24 protein-coding genes are annotated in these 21,647 nt (G+C 70.9%); 3 read left to right on the top strand and 21 right to left on the bottom strand.

What is annotated here, in order from left to right:
- Position 1: 1 nt before the first annotated feature.
- From EFL26_RS06660 to rpsB, 5 genes are all read right to left on the bottom strand, one after another.
- On the bottom strand, positions 2 to 889 hold the full coding sequence (locus EFL26_RS06660) for a phosphatidate cytidylyltransferase (protein WP_123222101.1): 888 nt from the start codon (positions 887 to 889) through the stop codon (positions 2 to 4).
- Between the two features lie 4 nt (positions 890 to 893).
- Positions 894 to 1,448, bottom strand: a complete 555-nt coding sequence (gene frr, locus EFL26_RS06655; protein ID WP_221176883.1) for a ribosome recycling factor — start codon at positions 1,446 to 1,448, stop codon at positions 894 to 896.
- The gene (gene pyrH, locus EFL26_RS06650; RefSeq protein WP_123222099.1) at positions 1,448 to 2,173 is read right to left on the bottom strand and encodes a UMP kinase; all 726 of its coding nucleotides are present in this window, start codon (positions 2,171 to 2,173) and stop codon (positions 1,448 to 1,450) included. Before pyrH ends, frr begins: the two co-directional genes overlap by 1 nt.
- A 131-nt stretch (positions 2,174 to 2,304) precedes the next feature.
- Complete coding sequence (gene tsf, locus EFL26_RS06645) at positions 2,305 to 3,114, bottom strand: translation elongation factor Ts (protein ID WP_123222098.1); 810 nt, start codon at positions 3,112 to 3,114, stop codon at positions 2,305 to 2,307.
- Positions 3,115 to 3,117: 3 nt separating this feature from the next.
- Entirely contained in the window at positions 3,118 to 4,140 is a 1,023-nt protein-coding gene (gene rpsB, locus EFL26_RS06640; RefSeq protein ID WP_123222097.1) for a 30S ribosomal protein S2, read from the bottom strand.
- A 403-nt stretch (positions 4,141 to 4,543) separates the two neighbouring features.
- Between rpsB and EFL26_RS06635 the strand changes: the two genes are divergently transcribed.
- Entirely contained in the window at positions 4,544 to 5,092 is a 549-nt protein-coding gene (locus EFL26_RS06635; RefSeq protein WP_123222096.1) for a murein hydrolase activator EnvC family protein, read from the top strand.
- Here the strand turns inward: EFL26_RS06635 and EFL26_RS06630 are convergent.
- The 9 genes from EFL26_RS06630 to EFL26_RS06590 form a co-directional block, all read right to left on the bottom strand.
- A complete protein-coding gene (locus tag EFL26_RS06630; RefSeq protein WP_123222095.1) occupies positions 5,040 to 5,960 on the bottom strand; it encodes a tyrosine recombinase XerC in 921 nt (306 codons plus the stop codon). The two genes, EFL26_RS06635 and EFL26_RS06630, sit on opposite strands and share 53 nt — an antisense overlap.
- Before the next feature lie 28 nt (positions 5,961 to 5,988).
- On the bottom strand, positions 5,989 to 7,152 hold the full coding sequence (dprA, locus tag EFL26_RS06625; RefSeq protein ID WP_123222094.1) for a DNA-processing protein DprA: 1,164 nt from the start codon (positions 7,150 to 7,152) through the stop codon (positions 5,989 to 5,991).
- A complete protein-coding gene (locus EFL26_RS06620) occupies positions 7,149 to 8,738 on the bottom strand; it encodes a YifB family Mg chelatase-like AAA ATPase (protein ID WP_123222093.1) in 1,590 nt (529 codons plus the stop codon). The genes dprA and EFL26_RS06620 overlap by 4 nt, the downstream gene beginning before the upstream one ends.
- The gene (locus EFL26_RS06615) at positions 8,738 to 9,103 is read right to left on the bottom strand and encodes a YraN family protein (RefSeq protein WP_123222092.1); all 366 of its coding nucleotides are present in this window, start codon (positions 9,101 to 9,103) and stop codon (positions 8,738 to 8,740) included. The genes EFL26_RS06620 and EFL26_RS06615 overlap by 1 nt, the downstream gene beginning before the upstream one ends.
- A 159-nt stretch (positions 9,104 to 9,262) precedes the next feature.
- Positions 9,263 to 11,254, bottom strand: a complete 1,992-nt coding sequence (locus EFL26_RS06610; RefSeq protein WP_123222091.1) for a pilus assembly protein TadG-related protein — start codon at positions 11,252 to 11,254, stop codon at positions 9,263 to 9,265.
- Position 11,255: 1 nt separating this feature from the next.
- On the bottom strand, positions 11,256 to 11,711 hold the full coding sequence (locus tag EFL26_RS06605) for a TadE/TadG family type IV pilus assembly protein (RefSeq protein WP_183408066.1): 456 nt from the start codon (positions 11,709 to 11,711) through the stop codon (positions 11,256 to 11,258).
- Positions 11,712 to 11,725: 14 nt separating this feature from the next.
- Complete coding sequence (locus EFL26_RS06600; protein WP_183408065.1) at positions 11,726 to 12,106, bottom strand: TadE family protein; 381 nt, start codon at positions 12,104 to 12,106, stop codon at positions 11,726 to 11,728.
- A gap of 201 nt (positions 12,107 to 12,307) precedes the next feature.
- Positions 12,308 to 14,407, bottom strand: a complete 2,100-nt coding sequence (locus EFL26_RS06595) for a Tad domain-containing protein (RefSeq protein ID WP_123222088.1) — start codon at positions 14,405 to 14,407, stop codon at positions 12,308 to 12,310.
- Entirely contained in the window at positions 14,392 to 14,904 is a 513-nt protein-coding gene (locus EFL26_RS06590; RefSeq protein WP_183408064.1) for a TadE/TadG family type IV pilus assembly protein, read from the bottom strand. The genes EFL26_RS06595 and EFL26_RS06590 overlap by 16 nt, the downstream gene beginning before the upstream one ends.
- A gap of 330 nt (positions 14,905 to 15,234) precedes the next feature.
- On the opposite strand from EFL26_RS06590, the gene EFL26_RS24100 reads away from it, so the two are divergent.
- Entirely contained in the window at positions 15,235 to 15,756 is a 522-nt protein-coding gene (locus tag EFL26_RS24100) for a TadE family protein (RefSeq protein ID WP_183408063.1), read from the top strand.
- Positions 15,744 to 17,051: a pilus assembly protein TadG-related protein gene (locus tag EFL26_RS06585; RefSeq protein WP_183408062.1), complete on the top strand. Its 1,308-nt coding sequence runs from the start codon at positions 15,744 to 15,746 to the stop codon at positions 17,049 to 17,051. Before EFL26_RS24100 ends, EFL26_RS06585 begins: the two co-directional genes overlap by 13 nt.
- Positions 17,052 to 17,069: 18 nt before the next feature.
- Here the strand turns inward: EFL26_RS06585 and EFL26_RS06580 are convergent, their stop codons facing one another.
- The 7 genes from EFL26_RS06580 to EFL26_RS06550 all read right to left on the bottom strand — a co-directional run bounded on the left by EFL26_RS06580 (position 17,070) and on the right by EFL26_RS06550 (position 21,591).
- Positions 17,070 to 17,381, bottom strand: a complete 312-nt coding sequence (locus tag EFL26_RS06580) for a DUF2469 domain-containing protein (RefSeq protein WP_123222085.1) — start codon at positions 17,379 to 17,381, stop codon at positions 17,070 to 17,072.
- Positions 17,378 to 18,091, bottom strand: a complete 714-nt coding sequence (locus tag EFL26_RS06575; RefSeq protein ID WP_123222084.1) for a ribonuclease HII — start codon at positions 18,089 to 18,091, stop codon at positions 17,378 to 17,380. The genes EFL26_RS06580 and EFL26_RS06575 overlap by 4 nt, the downstream gene beginning before the upstream one ends.
- Positions 18,092 to 18,124: 33 nt before the next feature.
- On the bottom strand, positions 18,125 to 18,832 hold the full coding sequence (gene lepB, locus EFL26_RS06570) for a signal peptidase I (protein WP_246000052.1): 708 nt from the start codon (positions 18,830 to 18,832) through the stop codon (positions 18,125 to 18,127).
- 58 nt (positions 18,833 to 18,890) lie between these two features.
- Entirely contained in the window at positions 18,891 to 19,241 is a 351-nt protein-coding gene (gene rplS / locus EFL26_RS06565; protein ID WP_123222083.1) for a 50S ribosomal protein L19, read from the bottom strand.
- A gap of 209 nt (positions 19,242 to 19,450) precedes the next feature.
- Complete coding sequence (gene trmD / locus EFL26_RS06560; protein WP_123222082.1) at positions 19,451 to 20,629, bottom strand: tRNA (guanosine(37)-N1)-methyltransferase TrmD; 1,179 nt, start codon at positions 20,627 to 20,629, stop codon at positions 19,451 to 19,453.
- A complete protein-coding gene (gene rimM / locus EFL26_RS06555; RefSeq protein WP_123222081.1) occupies positions 20,629 to 21,228 on the bottom strand; it encodes a ribosome maturation factor RimM in 600 nt (199 codons plus the stop codon). Before rimM ends, trmD begins: the two co-directional genes overlap by 1 nt.
- Positions 21,229 to 21,348: 120 nt before the next feature.
- On the bottom strand, positions 21,349 to 21,591 hold the full coding sequence (locus EFL26_RS06550) for an RNA-binding protein (protein WP_123222080.1): 243 nt from the start codon (positions 21,589 to 21,591) through the stop codon (positions 21,349 to 21,351).
- Between the last annotated feature and the right edge of the window lie 56 nt (positions 21,592 to 21,647).

Raw genomic sequence — 21,647 nt, 5'->3', positions numbered from 1 at the left:
GTCAGGACTTGCTGAACACCAGGTAGTGCAGCAGCAGCCAGACCGGCGCGATGGTCGCGAGCAGCGAGTCGATCCGGTCCATCAGGCCGCCGTGCCCGGGGATGATCTGGCTCATGTCCTTGATCCCGAGGTCACGCTTCATCACCGACTCGACCAGGTCGCCGAGCGTGGCCATCACGACCGCGATCAGGCCGAGCGCGACGCCCACCCACCAGTGCCCGTCCAGCAGCCAGACCACCAGCGCGATGCCGGCACCGACGCAGAAGACCGCGGACCCTGCGAAGCCCTCCCACGACTTCTTCGGCGAGATCACCGGCGCCATCGGGTGCCGGCCGAACAGGACCCCGGCGATGTAGCCGCCGATGTCGCTGGCAATGGTCACCAGGATGAACGTGATGATGCCGCGCACCCCGTCGTCGAAGTGGTTGGCCTCGAGCTGGTCGCCGCCCTCGGCCAGCATCAGCGCCACGAACGACCCGAGGAACGGCACGTAGACGAGCGTGAACACGGCGGCACTGGCGTTGCGGACGAACCCGTCGACGCCCCGCCTCAGCAGCCAGAGCATGACCACCAGCGCGGTGACCGCCGTGGCGGTGACCAGGGCGGGAGCGCCCCAGAAGTACGCGACCACGACCATCACCACGCCGCCGGCCATCAGCGGCTGCTCGGGGATGTCGACGCCCTTGCCCGCCAGCCCGCGGTGCAGCTCCCAGACGGCGACCACGACGGCCGCCGCCACGATCAGCATGAACGCGGCCTTGAAGAAGAACAGCGATCCGGCGATCGCCACCAGCAGGACGACGGCGGAGCCGACCGCGGCGGGCAGGTTGCGCCCTGCGCGGCCGTAGTCCTTCTCGGGTGCGGGCGGGGCCGCGCCGGTGCTCGTCATGGCCTCAGACCTCGAGCAGCTCGGCTTCCTTGTGCTTGAGCATCTCGTCGATCTGGTCGGTGTGCTTCTTGGTCAGCGAGTCCAGCCGCTTCTCGGCGCCGGCGACGTCGTCCTTGCCGACCTCACCGTCCTTCTCGAGCCGCTCGAGCTCCTGCTTGGCGTTGCGCCGGATGTTGCGGACGGCGACCCGGCCGTCCTCGGCCTTCGTGCGCGCGACCTTGATGTACTCCTTGCGCCGCTCCTCGGTGAGCTCCGGGAACGTGCAGCGGATCACCCTGCCGTCGTCGGTGGGGTTCACGCCGAGGTCGGAGTCGCGGATCGCCTTCTCGATCGCCGACATCGCGTTCATGTCGAACGGCGCGACCAGGATCGTCCGCGCCTCCGGGGAGGTGAACGACGCGAGCTGCTGGATCGGCGTCGGGGTGCCGTAGTAGTCCGCGGTGAGCTTGGCGAACATGCTCGGGTTGACCCGGCCGGCCCGGATCGCGGCGAACTCCTCGCGCGCCACACCGACCGCCTTGTCCATCTTCTGGTCGGCCTCGTTGAGCGTCTCGTTGATCACTGGGTCTCCTTGTGTCCGCTGCTCACCAGCGTGCCGATCTTCTCACCCTGCACCACCCGGAGGATGTTGCCTTCAGGCTCCATCCCGAACACGATCATGGGCAGGTCGTTCTCCATGCACAGCGCGAACGCCGTCGCGTCGGCCACCTTCAGACCCTCCGCGAGGGCGTCCTGGAAGGTCAGCTCGTCGTACTTGATCGCGGTCGGGTCGCGGTGCGGATCGGCGCTGTAGACGCCGTCGACCCCGCTCTTGGCCATCAGCACGACCTCGCACTTGGTCTCGAGGGCGCGCTGGGCCGCCACCGTGTCGGTGGAGAAGTACGGCATGCCGGCGCCGGCCCCGAAGATCACGACGCGCCCCTTCTCGAGGTGCCGGATCGCGCGTCGCGGGATGTACGGCTCGGCGACCTGACCCATCGTGATCGCGGTCTGGACCCGGGTCTCGATGCCTTCCTTCTCCAGGAAGTCCTGCAGGGCCAGGCAGTTCATCACGATGCCCAGCATGCCCATGTAGTCCGCTCGAGCGCGGTCCATCCCGCGCTGCTGCAGCTCGGCACCGCGGAAGAAGTTGCCCCCGCCGGTGACCACGGCGACCTGGACGCCGGCGCGCACCACCGAGGCGATCTCGCGGGCGATCGCGGCCACGACGTCGGGGTCCACCCCGACCTTGCCGCCGCCGAAGACCTCGCCCGAGAGCTTCAGGAGGACTCGCTGGTAGGTCATCGCTTCTCTCCTGCTCGCGCGCGGGTCGGGGTCACTGGAACGACGAAGGCCGGTCCGATGATCGAAGTCTCGCTCATCGGACCGGCCTCCTCGTGTACGTCGTGTCGAAAACTAACCGATCGCTCGGTCGCTCAGGCGCCGACCTCGAACCGCGCGAAGCGCTTGACGGTCGTGCCGGCCTCGTCGAGGACCTGCTTGACGGTCTTCTTCGACTCGGTGACCGACTCCTGCTCGAGCAGGACGATCTCCTTGAAGAACCCACCGAGGCGGCCCTCCACGATCTTGGCGACCGCAGCCTCGGGCTTGCCCTCCTCGAGCGTCTTCTTCTCCAGGACGTCCTTCTCCGCGGCGACCACGTCGGCGGGCACCTCGTCGCGGGTGAGGTACTGCGGCCTCATCGCGGCGACCTGCATGGCGGCCGCGCGGGCGGCGTCCGCGTCGCCGTCGTACTCGACCATGACGCCGACGGCCGGCGGCAGGTCGGCGGCACGCTTGTGCAGGTAGACGACCGACGGACCGTCGAAGTAGGCGACCTCACCGAGCTCGATCTTCTCCCCGATGGTGATCGCGAGGCTCTCGACGACCTCGCCGACGGTCTTGCCGTCCAGCTCGACCGCCTTGAGGGACTCGACGTCGCCGGCCTTGGCGGCCGCGGCGGCGTCGGCGATCTTCTGGGCGGTGGCGACGAAGTCTTCGTTCTTCGCGACGAAGTCGGTCTCGCTCTTCAGCTCGACCAGCGCCCCGCCGGAGGCCGCCACGAGACCCGCGGTGGCCTCGCGCTCACCGGCGCGCTTCTCGGCCTTCGCCTGACCCTTGACGCGCAGGATCTCGACGGCCTTGTCGAAGTCGCCGTCAGCCTCCTCGAGCGCCTTCTTCGCGTCCATCATGCCCGCGGCGGTCAGGTCGCGGAGCTTCTTGACGTCGGCAGCGGTGATCGCCACGCCTCAGTCCTCCTTCGTCTCGTCGGTGGTCTCGGCAGCGGCCGGCTCGACAGCGGCCTCGGTGGTCTCGACGGCGGCCGGCTCGGCAGCGGCGGGCTCGGCAGCGGCCTCGGCGGGGGCGGCGTCGGCCGGCACGACCTCGGCAGCCTCGGGCGCCTCGGCGGCCGCACCGGTGGACTCGGCGGCCGGCGTGGTCTCGGTGGCGGCGTCGCCCCCGGTGGCCTCGACCGCGGCCTTGTCGGCCTCGCCCTCGAGCAGCGCACGCTCCCAGTCGGGCAGCGGCTCGTCGGCGCCGATCGCCTTCGCGTCGGCCTCGGCGTCCTTGCTGCCCGCGCCCGAACGCGCGATCAGCCCGTCGGCCACGGCGTCCGCGACCACGCGGGTGAGCAGCCCGACGGCGCGGATGGCGTCGTCGTTGCCCGGGATCGGGTAGTCGACGACGTCCGGGTCGCAGTTGGAGTCGAGGATCGCGATGATCGGGATGCGCAGCTTGCGCGCCTCCTCGACGGCGAGGTGCTCCTTGTTGGTGTCGACGATCCAGACCGCGGACGGCGTACGGCCCATCTCGCGGATGCCGCCGAGGGTCTTGTCGAGCTTGTCGCGCTCCCGCTTCATCTGCAGGAGCTCCTTCTTGGTGCGGCCGGAGCCGGCGACCTGCTCGAAGTCGATCTCGTCGAGCTCCTTGAGGCGGTTGATCCGCTGGTGCATGGTCTGGAAGTTGGTGAGCATGCCGCCCAGCCAGCGCTGGTTCACGTAGGGCATGCCGACGCGGGTCGCCTGCTCGGCGATCGCCTCCTGGGCCTGCTTCTTGGTGCCCACGAACATGATCGTGCCGCCCTTGGCGACGGTGTCCTTGATGAACGCGTAGCTGGAGTCGATGTAGGACAGCGACTGCTGCAGGTCGATGATGTAGATCCCGTTGCGCTCGGTCATGATGAAGCGCTTCATCTTCGGGTTCCAGCGACGGGTCTGGTGCCCGAAGTGGACGCCGCTCTCGAGGAGCTGGCGCATGGTGACGACGGCCATGCCGGTCTTGCCTCCTGGTCAGTGGTCCGGGCACGTGTGAGCGCCCGTCCCGTTTTCAGTTCGTGCAGGCCGGTCGGCCTGCCCTGACGCCTGCGTGAGGCCGGACCCTCGCGGCCGGGGCCGGTCGGGACTGAAGGTCCTCACCCGCGCGATCCGGTCTCCCAGGGGGCTGTGCTGCTCTTGGAGGCCGGCACGGAGTGCGGGCGTGCGAAGTCAACCCGTGCGGGTTGCTGGAGGTGAGTCTAACCGTCGCCGCGGACGGTGTCGAAACGGGCGACCCGGCCGCGAGGGCCGGTGCTCCGCCCGGCCGGCGAGCGTCCACAGGACCGGCCCGCCCGGGGCCGTCCACAGCCGGCGCCGCCGACACTGGCCGCAGGCGCCGCGCGGACCCGAGGGTGGCCCGATGAGAGTCCTCCTCCTGGTCGCCGGTCTGCTCGCGGTGCTCGTCGCCGCCCCTGGCCAGGCGCGCGCCGACGGCCCCGGACCCGCGGTGTGGCCGCTCCAGCCCGAGCCGAGCGTGATCCGTCCGTTCGACCCGCCCGACGACCCGTGGGGCGCCGGGCACCGGGGGGTCGACCTGCTGGGCCGGCCGGGCCAGGAGGTGCACGCGGCGCTGGCCGGGACGGTGACCTTCGCCGGCACGCTGGCGGGTCGCGGCGTGGTGGTCGTCAGCCACGGCGAGACCCGGACCACCTACGAACCGGTGGACCCCACCGTGTCCGTCGGCGCCGTGGTGCCCACGGGCGGGGTGATCGGCCACCTCCAGACCGGGACGAGCCACTGCTTCCCGCAGACCTGCCTGCACTGGGGCCTGCTCAGGGGCGAGGTCTACCTCGACCCGCTCTCCCTGCTGGGCGTCGCGCCGGTGCGGCTGCTCCCGCTCGTAGCGTCGCTGGTGCTCATGCCCTGGGGTGCGCCAGCTGGTATGCCTTTCGGAGCCGTTCTGCGGTGACGTGGGTGTAGATCTGCGTGGTCGCCAGCGACGCATGGCCGAGCAGCTCCTGGACGGTGCGCAGGTCGGCTCCCCCCTCGAGCAGGTGGGTGGCGGCGGTGTGCCGCAGGCCGTGGGGGCCGAGGTCGGGCGCGCCGGGCACGTCTCCGAGCCGACGGTGCACCATGGCCCGCACGGCGCGCTGGTCGATCCGCCGGCCGCGCGCCCCGACGAAGAGCGCGGCTCCGGCGCCGGGGACGACCAGCGCGGGGCGGCCCCGGTCGAGCCAGCGTCCGAGGGCCGCGTCGGCCGGCACGCCGTACGGCACGGTGCGCTCCTTGCGACCCTTCCCGAACACCCGGACGACACGGCGGGCTCGGTCGACCTCGTCGACGTCGAGGCCGCACAGCTCGCCCACCCGGATCCCGGTGGCGTAGAGCAGCTCGAGGATGGCCGCGTCGCGAAGCCCCACCGGGCTGCCGTCGTCCGCCGAGGCGGCGGCAGCGTCGAGCAGCGCCCGGGCCTCGGCCACGTCGAGCGCGAGCGGGAGCGGGCGGTGCGCCTTGGGACTGCCCAGCTGGGCACCGGGGTCGGAGTGCGCTCGTCCCGTGCGAAGCACCCACGCCGTGAAGACCCTCACCGCGGTGGCCCGGCGCGCCATCGTCGTGCGCGCCTTGCCGCGCACCTGCTGGTTGGCCAGCCAGCTGCGCAGCGTGCGCACGTCCAGCTCGTCGAGCGAGGAGAGCCCCAGGGCAGCCGCGTGCGCCAGCATCTCCGAGACGTCCCCGAGGTAGGCACGCACGGTGTGGGAGGTGAGGTCGCGCTCGGACACGAGGTGACGCTCGTACTCTCCGAGCGCCCTCGCGAACTCCTCGGGCAGGTCGCGCACCCCGTCAGCCTACGAAGCCGGGCGGGCGTCATCCTGCAGGCGCGACGGCATCCCGGTCGCCGGACGCGAGCCGCCACCGTCCGGCGGCGTGCTCGACCAGCCCGGCCGCACTCAGGACGCCCAGGGCGGCTGTGACCCGCACGGCCGCCACACCGGCCGTGCGGGCGATCTGCGCCGCCTCCGCGCCGCGCTGCACCGGGACGGCGTCGAGCACCTGACGCTGCTCGGCGGTGAGCAGGTCGCGGGCGTGCGGCTCCGCGTGGAGCGACGCGACCGTGTGCTCACCGGCCGGTGACACCGCCTCGAGGACCTCGTGGCCGTCGGTGACCAGCAACGCGCCGCGCGCCCGGATCAGCTGGTGCACGCCCACCGAGGGTGCGCTCGTCACCGGCCCGGGGACGCCCATGAGGGTCCGGCTCAGGCTGGCTGCCCAGTTGGCCGTGTTGAGCGCCCCGCTCCGGATCGCGGCCTCGACCACGAGCGTGCCCTGGGACATCGCGGCGATGAGGCGGTTGCGGGCCAGGAAGCGGATCCGGGTGGGGGCGCACCCGGGCGCAGCCTCCGACACGACCGCCCCGACGTCGGCGATGTGGTCGAGCAGAGGCTTGTGGGCCGCAGGGTAGGCCCGGTCGACCCCGCACGCGAGGACCGCGATCGTGGGGCCCTCGACGGCGAGCGCGCCCCGGTGAGCGGCCTGGTCGATCCCGAAGGCGGCGCCGGAGACCACGGTGCGGCCGGCCGCACCGAGGGTCGCCGCGATCTCGCCGGCGACGGCCGCGCCGTACGTCGTGGCCGACCGCGAGCCCACCACGGCGACGCACCGCGCGGTCGACGAGTCGAGGCGGGCGGACCCCTTCGCCCAGAGCCCGACCGGCACTCCCCCGCGCTCGTGCAGCAGCGGACCGTGCGCGAGGTCGTCCACCCCACGCGGCCACTCGTCGTCGGCCGGGGTCAGGAACCGGATGCCCAGGCGGGCGGCCCGCTCCAGCTCCACCACCGGGTCGACCCGCTCGAGGCGGGCCGCCAGGTCCTCCCTGAGCTGACCGGCCAGGCCCTGCTCACGCAGGGACTCCAGGACGGTGACCGCGCCGAGCTCGGCCACGAGGCCGGTGAGGCGCGGGTCGCCCGGCTCGCCCACGCGGCTCAGCACCACCCGCGCGGCGCGTTCCGGGTCGAGCGGCCCACGCGTCACGCGGCGCCGCCGATCATGGCCAGGTCCAGCGGGGCAGCAGCGCGCAGGCGGAGGGCGACCTCGAGCTCGTCGAGCCCGGGGCGCTCGATCCCGCGGAGGTCCGCGACCGACCAGCTGACGCGGTGGACCCGGGTCGCGCCCCGCCGGGTCAGGGCGCCGCCGTAGACCTCCTGGTCGAGCCGCTGTCCTGCGGCAGCGTCGAGGGGCCAGCACTCCCGGAGCAGCGGTCCGGGGACGTGCGCGTTCAGCCGCCAGGGAGTGTCGGCGTACCGGGCGCGCTGCCGTTGCCGTGCGAGGGTCACGCGGGCGAGCACGGTCGCCGACGACTCCGGTGCCGCGAACCGGTCGCGCAGCTGGTGCGGCTTGACCGGCTCGACGAAGCGGGTGATGTCGATCCGGTCGGCGATCGGGCCGGACAGCTTGCGCCGGTAGTCGCGACGCTTCACCTCGCCGCAGGTGCACCGGTGGTCGCGGCTGTAGGGGTGGTACTCGCCACAGGGGCACGGGTTCGCCGCGAGCACGAGCATCCCTGCAGCGGGATAGGTGGCGTCCTCGTCACCGCGGGCGATCGTGATCTCGCCGCTCTCGAGCGGCTGTCGGAGGGCCTCGACGATGTCGCTCGGAAGCAGCGGGAACTCGTCGAGGAACAGCACACCGAGGTGGGCCTTGCTCACCTCACCCGGGCGAACTCGACCGCTGCCTCCTCCGAGGATGCCCGCGCGCGAGGCGGAGTGGTGCGGCGCGCGGAACGGCGGTCGGGTGAGCACCGGGGTCGCCGCCGGGAGCGCTCCGCACAGGGAGTGGATCGCGGTGAGCTCGAGGGACTCCTCGGGCGTCAGGTCCGGCAGGATCGTCGGCAGCCGTTCGGCGAGCGTGGTCTTGCCGGCCCCCTTCGGGCCGGTGAGGAGCAGGTGGTGGCCGCCCACGGCCGCCACCTCGAGGGCGAAGCGCGCGTCCTCCATGCCGAGCACGTCGACGAGGTCGACGTCCTCGAGTCGGGCCTCGCCGCGCCAGCTCAGCAGCAGCTGTCCGGTCGGCGGCTCGACCGGCGGCGCCTCCGGGATCTCCTGCTCGCCCCGGAGCAGGGCGACCACCTGGCGCAGCGACCGGGCGCCGTACGCCTCGACGCCCGGCACCAGCGCGGCTTCTCCGACCTGGGGCTCCGGGACGATCACCCGGGTGATGCCGCGGGCCGAGGCCGACATCACCATGGGCAGCACACCGGGAACGCACCGCAGCCGCCCGTCGAGCGTCAGCTCACCGATCAGCACCACGTCGTCGAGCGCTCCTGCCGGGAACTCCTCCTCGCCGGCGGCGAGCACGCCGACGGCGATCCCCAGGTCGAAGTGCGGCCCACGCTTCGGGAGGTCGGCCGGGGACAGCAGGATCGTGATGCGTCGGCTGGTCGGCCAGTGGTAGCCGCTGTTCTCGATCGCGGCTCGGCAGCGGTCGCGGGCCTCGTTGATCGACGCGTCCGCACGCCCCACCAGGTTCGTGGCGATCTGCCCCTGGCTGACGTCCACCTGGACGTCGATCACGTGGCCCACCGCTCCCTGCAACGACACGGTGCGGGTGCTGGCCCACATCAGCCCAGCCCCCGCACGTGCTCCACCTCGGCGGCGCCTCGGGGCGACTTGAGGACCGCGACCACGTCGTAGCGGACGTCCGCGGGCACGACCCCGTGGGCGTCGATCCACCGCGAAGCCAGGTGGACCAGGCGCCGGGTCTTCACCTCGTCGACCGCCTCCAGCGGGTGCCCGTACGCCGTGCCGGTGCGCGTCTTGACCTCGCAGAAGACCAGCACCTCGCCGTCGCGCAGGACCAGGTCGATCTCGCCGGCGTCACACCGCCAGTTGCGGTCGAGCAGCTCCAGGCCTTCCTCGACCAGGTGGCGCGCCGCCACGCGCTCGCCGTACGCGCCGAGGGCGCCGTTCTGCCGTCCTGTGCTCATCGGTCCACCTCCGCCGAGCAGCGAACCCGAGGAGCGGCTACCCGTGCCGCGCCCGGGGCGTTCGCTGTGGAGCGGCGAGCGCCACGGGGCAGCAGTGGATGCGGAACGGACGCCCGGGGGCGTATCCGGGTCGCCGAGATCGACCCCTGGCGGCCGGCATCAGCGCACGAGCCGGACCACCTTCGGCCCGCTGCCGACGTAGTCCGTGATCGGGCCGTCGTAGTTCTGCGGAACCGCGGGCAGCGCCGACGGCTCGATCGTCATGAACCGCATCGCGCGCAGCGTCGTGCCGTCCGCGGACATGAGCAGGCCGTGGTCGTTGGCCGGGTCGATGCCCAGCAGGGTCTTCACCCAGTTGTCGACCAGGTCGGCGACCATGTCCACCGAGTCGATGCCCAGCGGGGCGTACTGGGTGACGAAGATCGGTCGCCAGGTGAGGATCGGGTAGTAGTTCGCGTTGTTCGGCGCCACCGGGCTGGAGATCACCGGCACCCACATGAAGCGCGCCGAGTCGTAGAGGTCCGAGGTCAGCGCGCTCTCGGGTGTCACCGCCGGGATGCCCGGCGTCAGGTAGGTGCTCAGGTTGAAGAACATCGACTCGGTGAGCAGGTTGCGCCGTTCCGGCTTGACGAAGTCCATCAGCTGGTCGTCGTTGATCTGCTCACCCGGGAAGCCGGGCAGCGTGAAGGAGTGCTTGCACGGACTCTCGTCGGTGCACACCAGCCGGCCCGCCGCCTGGAAGGCCGACTGATGGGTGGAGTTGTCCGCGGGCACGGTCTCCACCGCGCCGAGCATCCCGTCGGTGAACTCCTTGTAGGTGTTCGCACCCTGCTCCGGCATCACGCAGTTCGCGGTCGGATGGACCCCGCCGTTGTCGTAGATGTTCGGCAGCTGGTTGTTGCACGAGGTCAGCGCGGTGACGGCGTTGATGGCGTTGAGCATGCTCTGCACGTTGGTGATCGACGTGGTGTTGATCGTGAGCATGTTCGGGTTGTAGTTCAGCGGGTGGTCCAGGCCCGCCTTGAGGCTGTAGTCGAGGTTGCCCGGCGTACCCACCTGCAGGTCGCGCGGCGTCTTGATCAGCCGGGCGCAGCCGAGCAGGTCGGCGGTCACCGACGGGATGTTGACCGGGTAGGCGTAGTCCTGCTGGCTGTACTTCCAGCTGCCGTCCAGCTGCTTGACCGCGAGCTTGACCTGCCACGTGCCGACCTTGTCGTACACCGCCGCGGGCACCGTGAAGGTGCCGGTGAGGGCGACCAGGTTCACACCGGTGATGTCGGAGTACGGCAGCGAACCCACCGCGGTTCCCGACTGGTCCCCCAGGGCGAAGACGAGGCGCATCGGCTGGAGCAGCGTGAGCCCGGCGCCGGTCATCAGACCCGGACCCGGGTCGATGTTCTGGGTGGCCGAGCCCGGCGTCAGCGAGGCGATCCCGATCGTGTTGCTCTTGGTCATGCCCGACGACGGCCACTTCGTGATCACGTTGTCGACGGTGATCGGTCCGGGCGCGATGTAGTTCAGCGGGAGGAGCCCGCTGAGCGAGCTGCCCAGGCCGCCCGGCAGGTTGATCGCCGCACTGAGCAGGCAGTTCAGCGACAGCGACATCGGCGACACCGACCCGGGCGTTCCCACGTGCGCGGTCGCGGACTTCGCCTGGGTCGAGCTCTGCTTGCCCGCGGCCACCCCGAAGCCGAAGTCGATCCGGGCGGGGGGCGTGGTCACCTGGACGTAGGTGCCGGTGCTGTTGTCGATCGTCGGGAAGGTGACCTTGCCCGAGGCCAGCAGCTGGGCGGCGTACGTGTCCAGGGAGGCGTCGCTGGCACTCGCCGGGCAGGTGGCGGGGATCGAGCTGTCGATCTCGCGCTGGCCCGGCACCGGGTGGCAGACGATGTAGTACGCCGCCGCCTTCGCGGCCCGGGTGCGGCCCGCGCTGTCGTTGGCCGGCAGGTACTGCGCGGCAAACAGCGCCGCCTGGTCGGCCTGGCCCTGGAGGTTGCCGCGACGGGCCCAGGTGTTGCCCAGGTCGATCGCGAGCGCGCCGGCGACGAGCATCACGGTGGCGGCGATCGCGGTGACCACCGCGATCACCCCGTGCTCGTCGCGCCGCCGCGACGTCCGCAGGTGCCGGAGCAGGAAGGTCGGAACGGTCATGTCAGCACCCCGCCGTGGTGAGCTCGACGTTCTGGAGGCGGTACGTCGCCTCGGTGACGATCGAACCGCCGTTGGGGAGCGGGAGCAGCCCGCCGAGCGAGCTGGCACCCGGGATCGTGATCGAGACCGAGACGTCCACGCCCACCGTGGGCAGCACGTTGACGACGTTCACGCCGATGGCGGTCAGCGGCAACGGGCCTTGCACCAGTCCGGTGAGGCTGGGCAGCGCGTTCTGCACGGTGGTCTTCACCCGGTCGACGAGCTGGGCGCAGTTGAACTGCCCGACGATGCTGTCCAGCGGGAGACGCTGCGAGAGCGGCGCGACCTGCTGGGCCTTCCAGAAGTACATCCCGTAGGTGATCACGCCGAGCAGCAACGGGATCAGCACGACGGTGAGGAAGAACGCCGCCTCGAGGGCCGCCGCACCGCGCTCGTCCTGCCGCGCCGAGCGCCGCATCGATGTCCGCCGCATCAGCAGGCCACCGGCGTGCTCGGGATGTTCTCCACCCGGGCGGTGGCGACCTCGGTGATCGCGCCACTGTCCGGCACCGGGAGCAGCGACGGAGCGAGCGTCTTCGCGGTCACCGTCACCTGCACGAGGTCACCGATCTTCGCGGCGTTGTCGTCGTTGAGGTAGGTCCGCGTGACCACGACGTTCTTGCCGGCTCGGTTGGTGTTGGCCACCGCCTGGTCGTGGCTGCACGTCCAGTCGGTGCCGACCGCGAGCTGGCGCGCCGACTCGCGCGCACTCGCCGCCGCCGTCGACCGACCCCAGAAGTACACGCCGTACTGGATGACCCCGAGCATCACCGCAAACACAATCGGGAAGACCAAGGCGAATTCCACCGCCATGGCCCCCCGCTCAGAACGCCTTGCGCGACGAGCGCACATCCCCTACGTCCTCCCCGGTCCCCCCCGTACCAGAGAGACTAAGGGAAAATGTGGGAAATGTCCGTTTTGGTCTAGTTTGGCCTAGACCAGTCCGCTCCGGGACGCAAGGGCCGATCGGCCCCGGATGACGGCCGATGGTCCCAGAGCCCAGGACGGGGGGCGTCAGCGCACGAGGCCGACACTCGTGAGAGTGCCCACCGTGACGGCTGCGTTCGGGTCGACCAACATGTTGATGCTCGTGTTGTTGCTGTTCAGCTGGATGCTGCTGACCACGTACTGGGCGTTGACGAGAGTCTGGTTGAACTGACCGGACAGGATGAACGGCTGGGCGTTCGGCGCCATCAGCACCCCGACGAGGTGCACCGAGCCACCGCCCGTCATCTGGTACTTCGGGTTGCTCGAGATACCGCCGCTCTCGCTCCAGAGACCGAGGTCCTCGGGCCCCTCGGGATCGGCCCACTCACCCGACTTCGTCGGGTCTGCGTTTCCGTCGGACAGCATCATGGCGTCGTACCGGTTCGGCGCCGTCCAGTCGACGTTGCCTCCGGTCTGGGTGAACTGACCCGTCCCGTTGCTTCCGCCGCACGGGGTTGTCGGGTTCGGGGCTGCCGTGCTCGGTGCCGACGGCATGCAGGCGTTGGTCTGTCCACCCATCATCAGCACCGTGGTGTAGCACAGCTGGATCGTGCCACCGGTCTGCTTGAAGTCGCCGTTCTGGACGACCAGGACTGCCTTGTTCGCGACGTTGGTCGCGGCGTTCGAGCACAGGCCCCCGGAGACGTTCGCGTCCGACGCCCCGGTGTGCATGCTGAAGGTGCTGCCGTTGCCCAGTGAGAATGCGTCACCACTGTCGCCGGCGACGTACACGTGGGTGGCGTTCGGCAGCTTCAGGACTCCACTCGGCTTGACCGTCCCGGAGAACACGATCGTCCCGGCGTTGATGGTGGCCACGGCCGGCGAGGGGTTGAAGCCGCTGTTCGCGTTGCAGTTGATGTAGAGCTGCGAGCTGGCGGTCAGGGTCAGGTTCAGGGCGGTGAGCTGGGCCGCGGTCGGGGTGCAGTTGTTCAGCCTCAACGGCCAGGACGAAGCGGCCGCGAACGCGGTATTGGCGTTGTCGCGCATGGTCTGCACCGCAGAGAGGTAGCGCTCGTCCACCGGCTGGCGGAAGACCTGCGCGCGGCCGGTGACGGTCTTACCGGGACAGGTGCCGCCGGGGTAGAGACCGAGCGAACCGCACACGTTGCTGTCGGAGTCACGCAGCACGGAGCCGCTGAGGCCCAGGTTCGCCGCGTAGGCGGTGATCTGGCCGGGCTTGGACGTGTCCACGGCACCGGTGGACAGCGGTGCGGCGTACGCGACGATCCCGGAGTTCGCCTGCCCGGTGAAGATGTTCTCGTTGCTGCCGCAACCCGAGCCGTCGGAGTCGGAGTGGATCGTGCCGGGCTGCGACAGTCCGTTGGCCGTGGAGTAGACGCCGGCCACCTTGATCTGCGACCCGCCGGCCGAGGAGCCCGCGGTGAGGATGTTGCAGCCGGTCTGCTTGAGCAGCAACATCGCCGGGGCATATCCCCCCGGACCCTTCTTCACGCGGGCGACCGTGCGGACCGCGGTCTGCAGGTCGGACCCGGTCGCGAGGCTGCCCAGGCCGGGCCTGCGGCTCTGCGCGATCGTCACGGAAAGCTGGTCGCAGCCGCCCTGGGCGGAGTCGCCCAGGTCCGCGGCCGCCGCCGACAGGGCGTCCTCGTTCCAGCCCGTGGTCGCCGTCAGCAGGTAGCCGCTCTGGATCGTGACGGTCAGCGGCTTGCCGTCCAGAGAGCCTGTCCAGGCGAACTTCGCCCAGGTCGACGGGGTGTTCGCCGTGCACGTCTGCGCCTGGGCCGTGACACTGGTGCAGCCGTTCTGCGCCGCGACCGCCGGCGTCGCGCCCGTCGTCCAGGTCCCGCTGGAGTCGGTGAGCCCGCTGAAGCGGTCGTTGTTCTGCTGCAGGTAGCGCAGCGCACTGCACACACCCATGAACGGATGGGGCTTGCTGTCGCCGGCGATGAGGCCGTGCATGCCGGCGATCGCCGCCGAGTCGGCGACCGACTTGTCGATCTGCCGGTCGACCCGCACCAGGCCGAAGTCGAGCACCAGGGCCGCGCACATGAGGAGCAACGTGACGCTGATGGCGGCGACGACTGCGACCACACCCTGCTCGTCGCGGCGCCGCTGCGGACGCAGCGACCGAACCGCTGCCCGGGGCCGGCTCACGACGCCGTGCATGACCCCTGGGTCCTGCCGTAGTAGGTCACTGACTTCGCCCCGATGTCGAAGCTCAGCGTGGGGGCGACCACCAGCAAGATGGTCTCGGGCTTCTTCACCCACACCACGACGGCACAGCTGCCGGTGGCCATCGTGAAGCTGGTCAGGTCCGGGGCCGTCCCGCAGCTGGCTCCCGTCCAGGAGTTCGAGCTGTTGGCGTTGTTGTGCGTGCTGTCGACGATCTTGACGCAGATCTGGGCGTCGGTGAGCGTCGAGCCGGAGTTGAAGTAGGTCTGCTTCACGCGGTCGCGCACCGACGTGGCCCAACCACCCTGGGTGTAGTCGAGGGCAGACCCGAGCCGGGCGCCCTCCCGCACCGCATTGGCGACCGCGACGTGGTCGTTGTAGGCGAGACCGGTCGTGATCATGCCGAAGAGAAGCATGAAGAGGAACGGCGCGATGAGGGCGAACTCGACAGCCGCCGCGCCGCGGTCATCGCGCGATCGCCTCGCTGCCATCGACGATCCCCCAAAAGACATCGTGGTACAGCCCAGAGACCCAGCGCTCTCGGCCCGGATGCTCACAATAACGACGATTCGACCGCCAGGTCTCACGTTTGGGACTTTTGGTCTAGACGTCGCTGACCGACCGGCCGATGGCCACCTGACCGAACGTGCCGAAACGGACAGCCCCCCTGCCTCGAGTACGTCGGCCGAACAGCGGATGTGCCCTCCCCCGGTCCCGACCAGACTCAGTGGTGCCGGGTCCGAGCCCCTCGGACCACGCGCGGCGAGCGGTGTGGGAGCGCCCGCGACGCAGCGGCAACGTTCGACGGGGGCAGGACGGTCATGGGAGAGCCAGCACGACGGGCGGCACGGGGACCCGCCCGCCGTGGACCGTCCGCGAGCGAGGGAGCATCCGCGGTCGAGTTCGCCCTCGTCGCGGTGTTCGTCTTCCCGCTGCTCTTCGGGATGATCCAGTACGGCCTGCTGTTCAACGACTACCTGCAGGTCCGCCAGGGCGTCCGTCAGGGTGCGCGCACCGGGGTCGTGCAGACCGTCCCGGCCTGCACCGGCGCGACCACGACCGCCGCCCTGATCAAGTGCTACACCAAGGACCAGGTGGCGCCCGTGACCGGGACCATCGCCGCACGGGTGGTCACGCCGTCCGGCTGGACCAAGGGCAAGCCGCTGCTGGTCTGCGCGATCGTGAAGTCCGTCGCGGCCGGCGGGCTCGTGCCGGTCCCCAACGGCGGCTACGTCCGGGCCAAGACCCAGATGGCGATCGAGGTGGACACGCCGGCGCCCACGGGGACGTTCCCGGCCACCGACACCGACCCGAGCGGGGACGGGTGGTCGTGGTGCACGTGAGCCGCCGGCGTACCGACGAGAGCGGCGTGATCGCGATCCTGGTCGCGCTGGTCACGTGCGTCGTGCTGTTCGGGATCGCCGCCCTGGTCGTCGACCTCGGCCTGGCACGCGACACGAAGCAGGCCTCGCAGATCGCGTCTGACGCCTCGGCGCTGGCCGCAGCGACGGCGCTCTACCCGGACATGACCGGCACCCCTGACTTCGTCGGCGCGGTGGCGGCAGCCAAGACGTACGCGCAGAAGAACTTCGGGGTCGACTCGGCGACGGGCTGGTCCGGCTGCGTCGACGCCGGGGCCCAGACCTACAAGCCCGATCCGGGCAACCAGTGCATCTCCTTCGACGCAGCGACCTCGCCGACGAAGGTGCGCGTCGTCATGCCGTCCCAGGCCGTGCGGGCCGGCTTCGGCGCGGTGTACGGCGTGAGCACCTACACGATCTCGACGCAGGCGCGCGCCGTCGTCGCCAGCCCGGTCTCCGGGTCGTGCGCCCTCTGCTTCCTCGGCGACGTCGACACCAACAACTCCGACTTCACCGTCTCGGCCGCCTCGATCGCCGTCGACGGCAGCATCACCTCGGGGCCGAACTCCTTCTGGACCGCGGGCGGCATCCTCGTCGCCGGGACGGTCAACGGTCTGGACCCCGACACGATCACGAGCTCCAACTACTCACCGCACCCGCAGCAGACGGCGCCGTTCGCCGACCCGTTCGCCTCCCTGGCCATGCCGGCCACGCCGGCGCAGGTCCGCGGCAACGTCGCCGGCTGCAACGCGACCATCCAGCCCGGCGTCTACGGCAACGTCTCGCTCGGCAACAACGACACCTGCACGCTCGCCCCGGGCCTCTACGTGATCACCGGGCTGTGGCAGGAGGGGAACCACTCGCTGCTGAAGAGCTCCGGCGGGGTCACGCTCTACTTCACCTGCGGCACGACCGCTGCGGTGCGTGCCTGCCTCGACACCGACGTCGCCGGGACGGGCGGCCGCCTGGACGCCAAGAACGGCGCGCTGAGCATCGCGGCCGGGGCGCCCGGCTACACCGGGTTCGCGATCATCTACGACCGCAAGAACCCCAACGCTCTCGAGCTGCAGGGCAACGGCGGCACCGAGGTCACCGGCGGGATCTACGCACCGAACGCGTCGATGACCTTCAACGGCACCTCGAAGTTCGGCGTCAGCGGCGGTCCGGTCGTGGTCAGGTCGGCCGACGGGGTCGGCAACGGCAGCGGGATCTCGGTCACGAACGCGACCAGCACCAACCTCACCAGCGACCCCAGCCCGGCCTCGCTCGACCGCTGAGCCGGGCGCCGCCGACGCTCAGGCCTTCGGGACCTCGATGTCGTCGGACTGGTTCAGCTCCTCGACGTTGACGTCCTTGAAGGTCAGCACCTTGACGTTCTTGGCGAACCGCGCCGGGCGGTACATGTCCCACACCCAGGCGTCGGTCATCGAGACCTCGAAGAAGACGTCGCCGGCCTCGGTGCGGGCCTTCACGTCGACCTGGTTGCACAGGTAGAAGCGCCGGTCGGTCTCGACGACGTACTTGAAGATGCCGACGACGTCGCGGTACTCCCGGTAGAGCGTCAGCTCCATCTCGGTCTCGTACTTCTCCAGGTCCTCCGCGCTCATGACAGACCTTCCATCTCGAGCTCGAGCTGTGGCTCGAGACTGATCGGCTCGGCGTCCAGGACACCCGCGGCCCGGCGTACGTTGACGAACCGCATCCGGTGGATCGGACACGGGCCGTGCTCGGCCAGCGCGCCGGAGTGCTCCTCGGTGATGTAGCCCTTGTGGGTGGCGAAATCGTATTCCGGCCACTCCTCGTGCAGCTGCATCATGATCCGGTCGCGGGTGACCTTGGCGATCACCGACGCAGCCGAGATGCAGGCCGCGACGCGGTCGCCCTTCCACATCGCCAGGCCCGGTACGCCGAGGCCGTCGACCGGGAACCCGTCGGTGAGCACGTACTCGGGCCGCACCTCCAGGCGCGCCAGGGCGCGCCGCAGGGCCTCGACGTTCGCCACGTGCATGCCGAGCCGGTCGCACTCCTCGGACTCGACCACGACGACCGACCAGGCCAGCGCCCGCCGGGTGACCTGGGCGTAGCAGCGCTCGCGGGCCTTCGCGGTGAGCAGCTTGGAGTCGGCGAGCTCGGGCACCAGCCCGGCCTTGCCCTCGGGCAGGATCGCCGCGGCGGCGACCAGCGGCCCCGCGCAGGCCCCGCGGCCGGCCTCGTCGACGCCGGCGACCGGAGCGAGCCCTGCCCGACGAAGAGCGCGCTCGTAGCCGTACAACCCGGCGTCGCGCCGGATCGTGGAGCCACGAGGGAGGGTGCTCATCGCGGGCTTCTCACTGGTTGCGTCTCACTGCGGTCACGAGGGGTTGGGGATGCCCTTGAAGGTGGAGGGCCGGTGCACCCATTCTGCGCGCTTCCACGGCCAGATCAGAGCCCAGACCTTGCCGACCACCAGATCGTCCGCGACGAACCCGCCACCCGGCTCACCCATGTGGTAGCGCGAGTCCGCGGAGTTGCTCCGGTTGTCGCCCATGACCCACAGGTGCCCGTCCGGGACGCGCACGTCGAAGGGGTCCTCGGAGGGCAGCGTGCCCTTCGGCAGGTACGACGTCTCGTCGAGCGCCTTGCCGTTCACCGTGACCCGGCCCTGGGCGTCGCAGCACTTCACCCGGTCGCCGCCGATCCCGATCACCCGCTTCACCAGGTGTCCGCCCGAGGGGTAGAGGCCGACCGCCTCGAGGGTCTTCGTGACCGGGTTGCTCGCCGTACGGGTCTCGTCGGCGTTGAGCCAGTCGCCGGGGTCCTTGAAGACCACGATGTCACCGCGCCGCGGGCCCTTGTCGCCCCAGTAGGACACCTTCTGCACCAGGATCCGGTCGTTCTTGATGAACATCGGCTCCATCGACGGCGACGGGATGTAGAACGCCTGGACGAAGAAGTACTTGATGCCGATCGCGAGCACGAGGGCGATCGCGAGGAGGAGCAGGCTCTCCTGCCAGACCGGCAGGGACTCCTTCTTCTTCTCCTCCGAGGGTGTCCCGGCGGCCGGGGCAGAGTCGGTCACGAGCGGAGCCTAACGGTGCGTCCCAACGCTCGGTGCATTTCGTCGAGCGTGGCGGGGCTCAGGCCTCGCGCCGCTCCTTGATCTTGGCAGCCTTGCCGCGCAGGTTGCGCAGGTAGTACAGCTTCGCCCGGCGGACGTCACCGCGCGTGACGACCTCGATCTTCTCGAAGATCGGGGAGTTCAGCGGGAAGGTGCGCTCGACGCCGACGCCGAAGGAGACCTTGCGGACCGTGAAGGTCCGGCCGACGCCCGAGCCCTGCACGCGGATCACGACGCCCTGGAAGACCTGGACGCGGGAGCGGTTGCCCTCGACGACCTTCACGTGGACCTTGACGGTGTCGCCGGCGCGGAAGGCCGGGACGTCGTCGCGAAGGGCGGCGGCATTGAGCGTGTCGATGACGTTGGTCATGGTGTCTCCTCGCGAGTGCCACAGGTCAGCCGCGGACGATGGTGATGATCAGCGTGGGCGCCAGTCTGGTGGCCGCGCGCTGCGCCCCCTGTGGCAGGTGCTCGCGCGGATCTCCGCAGGTGTGCTCCGGACGATCGTGGCCGACTGGGCCGAGGAGCAAGTCTGCCAGAGAACGCCGCGGGAACGGAAATCGGGGCCGTCTGCGTCCCTCAGCCGCGGGCCGGACGCTTGGTGAGGACGACCGCCCCCGGCTCCGCCTCCCCGCGGAGCCGGTAGCCGGCCTTCCGGTACATCTTCTGGTTCCGCGCGCTGCCGGCCCCGGTGAACAGCTCGAAGAGGGTGGCGGTGGCGGGCGCCCGCTCCTCGATGCGCGTGAGCAGCACCCGGCCGAGACCGCGGCCCTGGAGGTCGGGCGCGACCATGAGCCGGCCGATGTCCCACACGTCGCCCTCCGACCGGGGGTGCAGGCGCGCGCGGACGGCGCCGACCAACCGGCCGGCGGAGCGGGCCACGAGCACGGTGTCGGTCGCGAGCCACCGCCGGAGGTCGTCGAAGGACTCCTCGAGCGCCGGGATGACCACCCCCGGGTTGGCCTGCATCTCCTGCACCCAGCACGCCCGCTGCAGGGTGAACAGCTCCCCCGCGTCGGCCGGCTCGGCCGGCCGGATCTCGACGTCGTCGAGGAGCTCGGCCGGGTGCCGCAGGTCGGGCCGCCGCTCCGCCGTACGCCGCAGCGCCTGCTCGCGCCGCCACGCCGCGATCCGCCCGTGGTCGCCCGACAGCAGCACGTCGGGGACCTCCAGCCCCCGCCACGCGGCCGGCTTGGTGTAGACGGGGTACTCCAGCAGGCCGTCCTGGTGGGACTCCTCGACCAGCGACTCGGCGTTGCCCATGAACCCCGGCAGCAGCCGCGCGACGGCCTCGATCACCACGAGGGCGGCGACCTCGCCGCCGTTGAGCACGTAGTCGCCGAGCGAGATCTCCCGGACCTCCATCCGCGAGGCCGCGTGGTCGAGGACCCGCTGGTCGATGCCCTCGTAACGGCCGCAGGCGAAGACCAGGTGGTCGCGCGTCGCCAGGTCGGCGGCCACCTGCTGGCTGAACGGCAGCCCCGAGGGCGTCGGCACCACGAGCGTCGCCGCACTGCGCCCGCCGGCGACGACCGGCGCCACGGCGTCCAACGCCTCTCCCCAGGGCTCGGGCTTCATCACCATGCCGGCGCCGCCGCCGTACGGCGTGTCGTCGACGGTGTGGTGGCGGTCGTGGGTCCAGTCCCTCAGGTCGTGGACAGCGATGTCGAGCAGGCCCTTGTCGCGGGCCTTGCCGGGCAGGGACAGGTCCAGGGGCGCCAGGTAGGCCGGGAAGATCGAGATGACGTCGATCCGCATCAGCTCGTGCTCTCCTCAGCGGCGAACAGGCCCGGGCGGTCGTCGACGACGACCCGGCGCCCCTCGAGGTCCACCTCGGGCACCAGCGCGGAGACGAACGGCACCAGCACCTCGCGCCCGCCCGCGTCGACGACCAACAGGTCCTGCGCTGCGCCGTGCACGACCTCGGTCAGCTCGCCGACGGTCTCCCCGGTGGCGAGCACGACCGACAGACCGACCAGCTGGTGGTCGTAGAACTCCTCGGGGTCCTCCGGCGTCTCGTCCGGGTCGACCGGTACGACGAGGAGGGTGCCGCGCGCGTCCTCGGCAGCGTTGCGGTCGGCGATCTCCTCGAACGTCAGCAGCAGGCGTCCCGAGTGCCAGCGCATCCCGCTGACGGTGAACGCAGCCGGGGCGGCTGCCCCGGGCCTGCTCCGCTCGGCGGTCAGGCGCGAGCCGACGGCGAACCGGCGGTCGGGCTCGTCGGTGCGCGGCTCCACGGAGACCTCGCCCCGCAGGCCGTGCGGCCGCCCGATCCGGCCGACGACGAGGTAGTCCTCCACGCTCACGCTCCTGCTGGGATGACGAATGGGCACCGACCCCGGAGGGTCGGTGCCCATTGTGATGGATCTGGTGGTGGAGAGAGGTTTCGAGGCTCGCTGGCGCTCGCACCTCAACCACCTGATGGTTGATCGTGGTTTCGAGGCTCGCTGGCGCTCGCACCTCAACCACCGATGTGGCTAGCGCCTCCGGTCCACGTCCACGAAGTCGACCCGGGCACCGTCGCGGCCGGCGAGGGCCGAGACGACGGTGCGGAACGCCGTGGCGGTGCGGCCGCCGCGGCCGATCACCTTGCCGAGGTCGGCGGGGTTGACCCTGACCTCGAGGATCGAGCCGCGTCGCAGCTGCTTGTCACGGACGGACACGTCGTCCGGGTGGTCGACGACTCCCCGGACGAGGTGCTCCAGCGCCTCCGCGAGCACGAGGTCAGGCCTCGGTCTCGGCCGGGGCAGCCTCCTCGGCGGCCTCCGGAGCAGTG

It is taken from the genome of Nocardioides pocheonensis, from assembly GCF_003725535.1.
In the GTDB taxonomy this organism is placed as follows: Bacteria; Actinomycetota; Actinomycetes; order Propionibacteriales; family Nocardioidaceae; genus Marmoricola; species Marmoricola pocheonensis.
The sequence above is the reverse complement of the archived record's forward strand: the minus strand, read 5'-3'. Positions and strand labels throughout refer to the sequence as shown.

What these genes read in the sequence shown, in the direction of transcription:
- rplS (WP_123222083.1), bottom strand. Translation starts at nt 19,241, where the DNA reads ATGACCAACGTCATCGACACGCTCAATGCCGCCGCCCTTCGCGACGAC.
- rimM (WP_123222081.1), bottom strand. Translation starts at nt 21,228, where the DNA reads ATGGGCACCGACCCTCCGGGGTCGGTGCCCATTCGTCATCCCAGCAGG.
- EFL26_RS06580 (WP_123222085.1), bottom strand. Translation starts at nt 17,381, where the DNA reads ATGAGCGCGGAGGACCTGGAGAAGTACGAGACCGAGATGGAGCTGACG.
- EFL26_RS06590 (WP_183408064.1), bottom strand. Translation starts at nt 14,904, where the DNA reads ATGGCAGCGAGGCGATCGCGCGATGACCGCGGCGCGGCGGCTGTCGAG.
- EFL26_RS06635 (WP_123222096.1), top strand. Translation starts at nt 4,544, where the DNA reads ATGAGAGTCCTCCTCCTGGTCGCCGGTCTGCTCGCGGTGCTCGTCGCC.
- rpsB (WP_123222097.1), bottom strand. Translation starts at nt 4,140, where the DNA reads ATGGCCGTCGTCACCATGCGCCAGCTCCTCGAGAGCGGCGTCCACTTC.
- EFL26_RS24100 (WP_183408063.1), top strand. Translation starts at nt 15,235, where the DNA reads ATGGGAGAGCCAGCACGACGGGCGGCACGGGGACCCGCCCGCCGTGGA.
- EFL26_RS06660 (WP_123222101.1), bottom strand. Translation starts at nt 889, where the DNA reads ATGACGAGCACCGGCGCGGCCCCGCCCGCACCCGAGAAGGACTACGGC.
- EFL26_RS06605 (WP_183408066.1), bottom strand. Translation starts at nt 11,711, where the DNA reads ATGCGGCGCTCGGCGCGGCAGGACGAGCGCGGTGCGGCGGCCCTCGAG.
- EFL26_RS06595 (WP_123222088.1), bottom strand. Translation starts at nt 14,407, where the DNA reads ATGCACGGCGTCGTGAGCCGGCCCCGGGCAGCGGTTCGGTCGCTGCGT.
- EFL26_RS06575 (WP_123222084.1), bottom strand. Translation starts at nt 18,091, where the DNA reads ATGAGCACCCTCCCTCGTGGCTCCACGATCCGGCGCGACGCCGGGTTG.
- EFL26_RS06620 (WP_123222093.1), bottom strand. Translation starts at nt 8,738, where the DNA reads ATGTGGGCCAGCACCCGCACCGTGTCGTTGCAGGGAGCGGTGGGCCAC.
- pyrH (WP_123222099.1), bottom strand. Translation starts at nt 2,173, where the DNA reads ATGACCTACCAGCGAGTCCTCCTGAAGCTCTCGGGCGAGGTCTTCGGC.
- EFL26_RS06600 (WP_183408065.1), bottom strand. Translation starts at nt 12,106, where the DNA reads ATGGCGGTGGAATTCGCCTTGGTCTTCCCGATTGTGTTTGCGGTGATG.
- EFL26_RS06615 (WP_123222092.1), bottom strand. Translation starts at nt 9,103, where the DNA reads ATGAGCACAGGACGGCAGAACGGCGCCCTCGGCGCGTACGGCGAGCGC.
- EFL26_RS06610 (WP_123222091.1), bottom strand. Translation starts at nt 11,254, where the DNA reads ATGACCGTTCCGACCTTCCTGCTCCGGCACCTGCGGACGTCGCGGCGG.
- trmD (WP_123222082.1), bottom strand. Translation starts at nt 20,629, where the DNA reads ATGCGGATCGACGTCATCTCGATCTTCCCGGCCTACCTGGCGCCCCTG.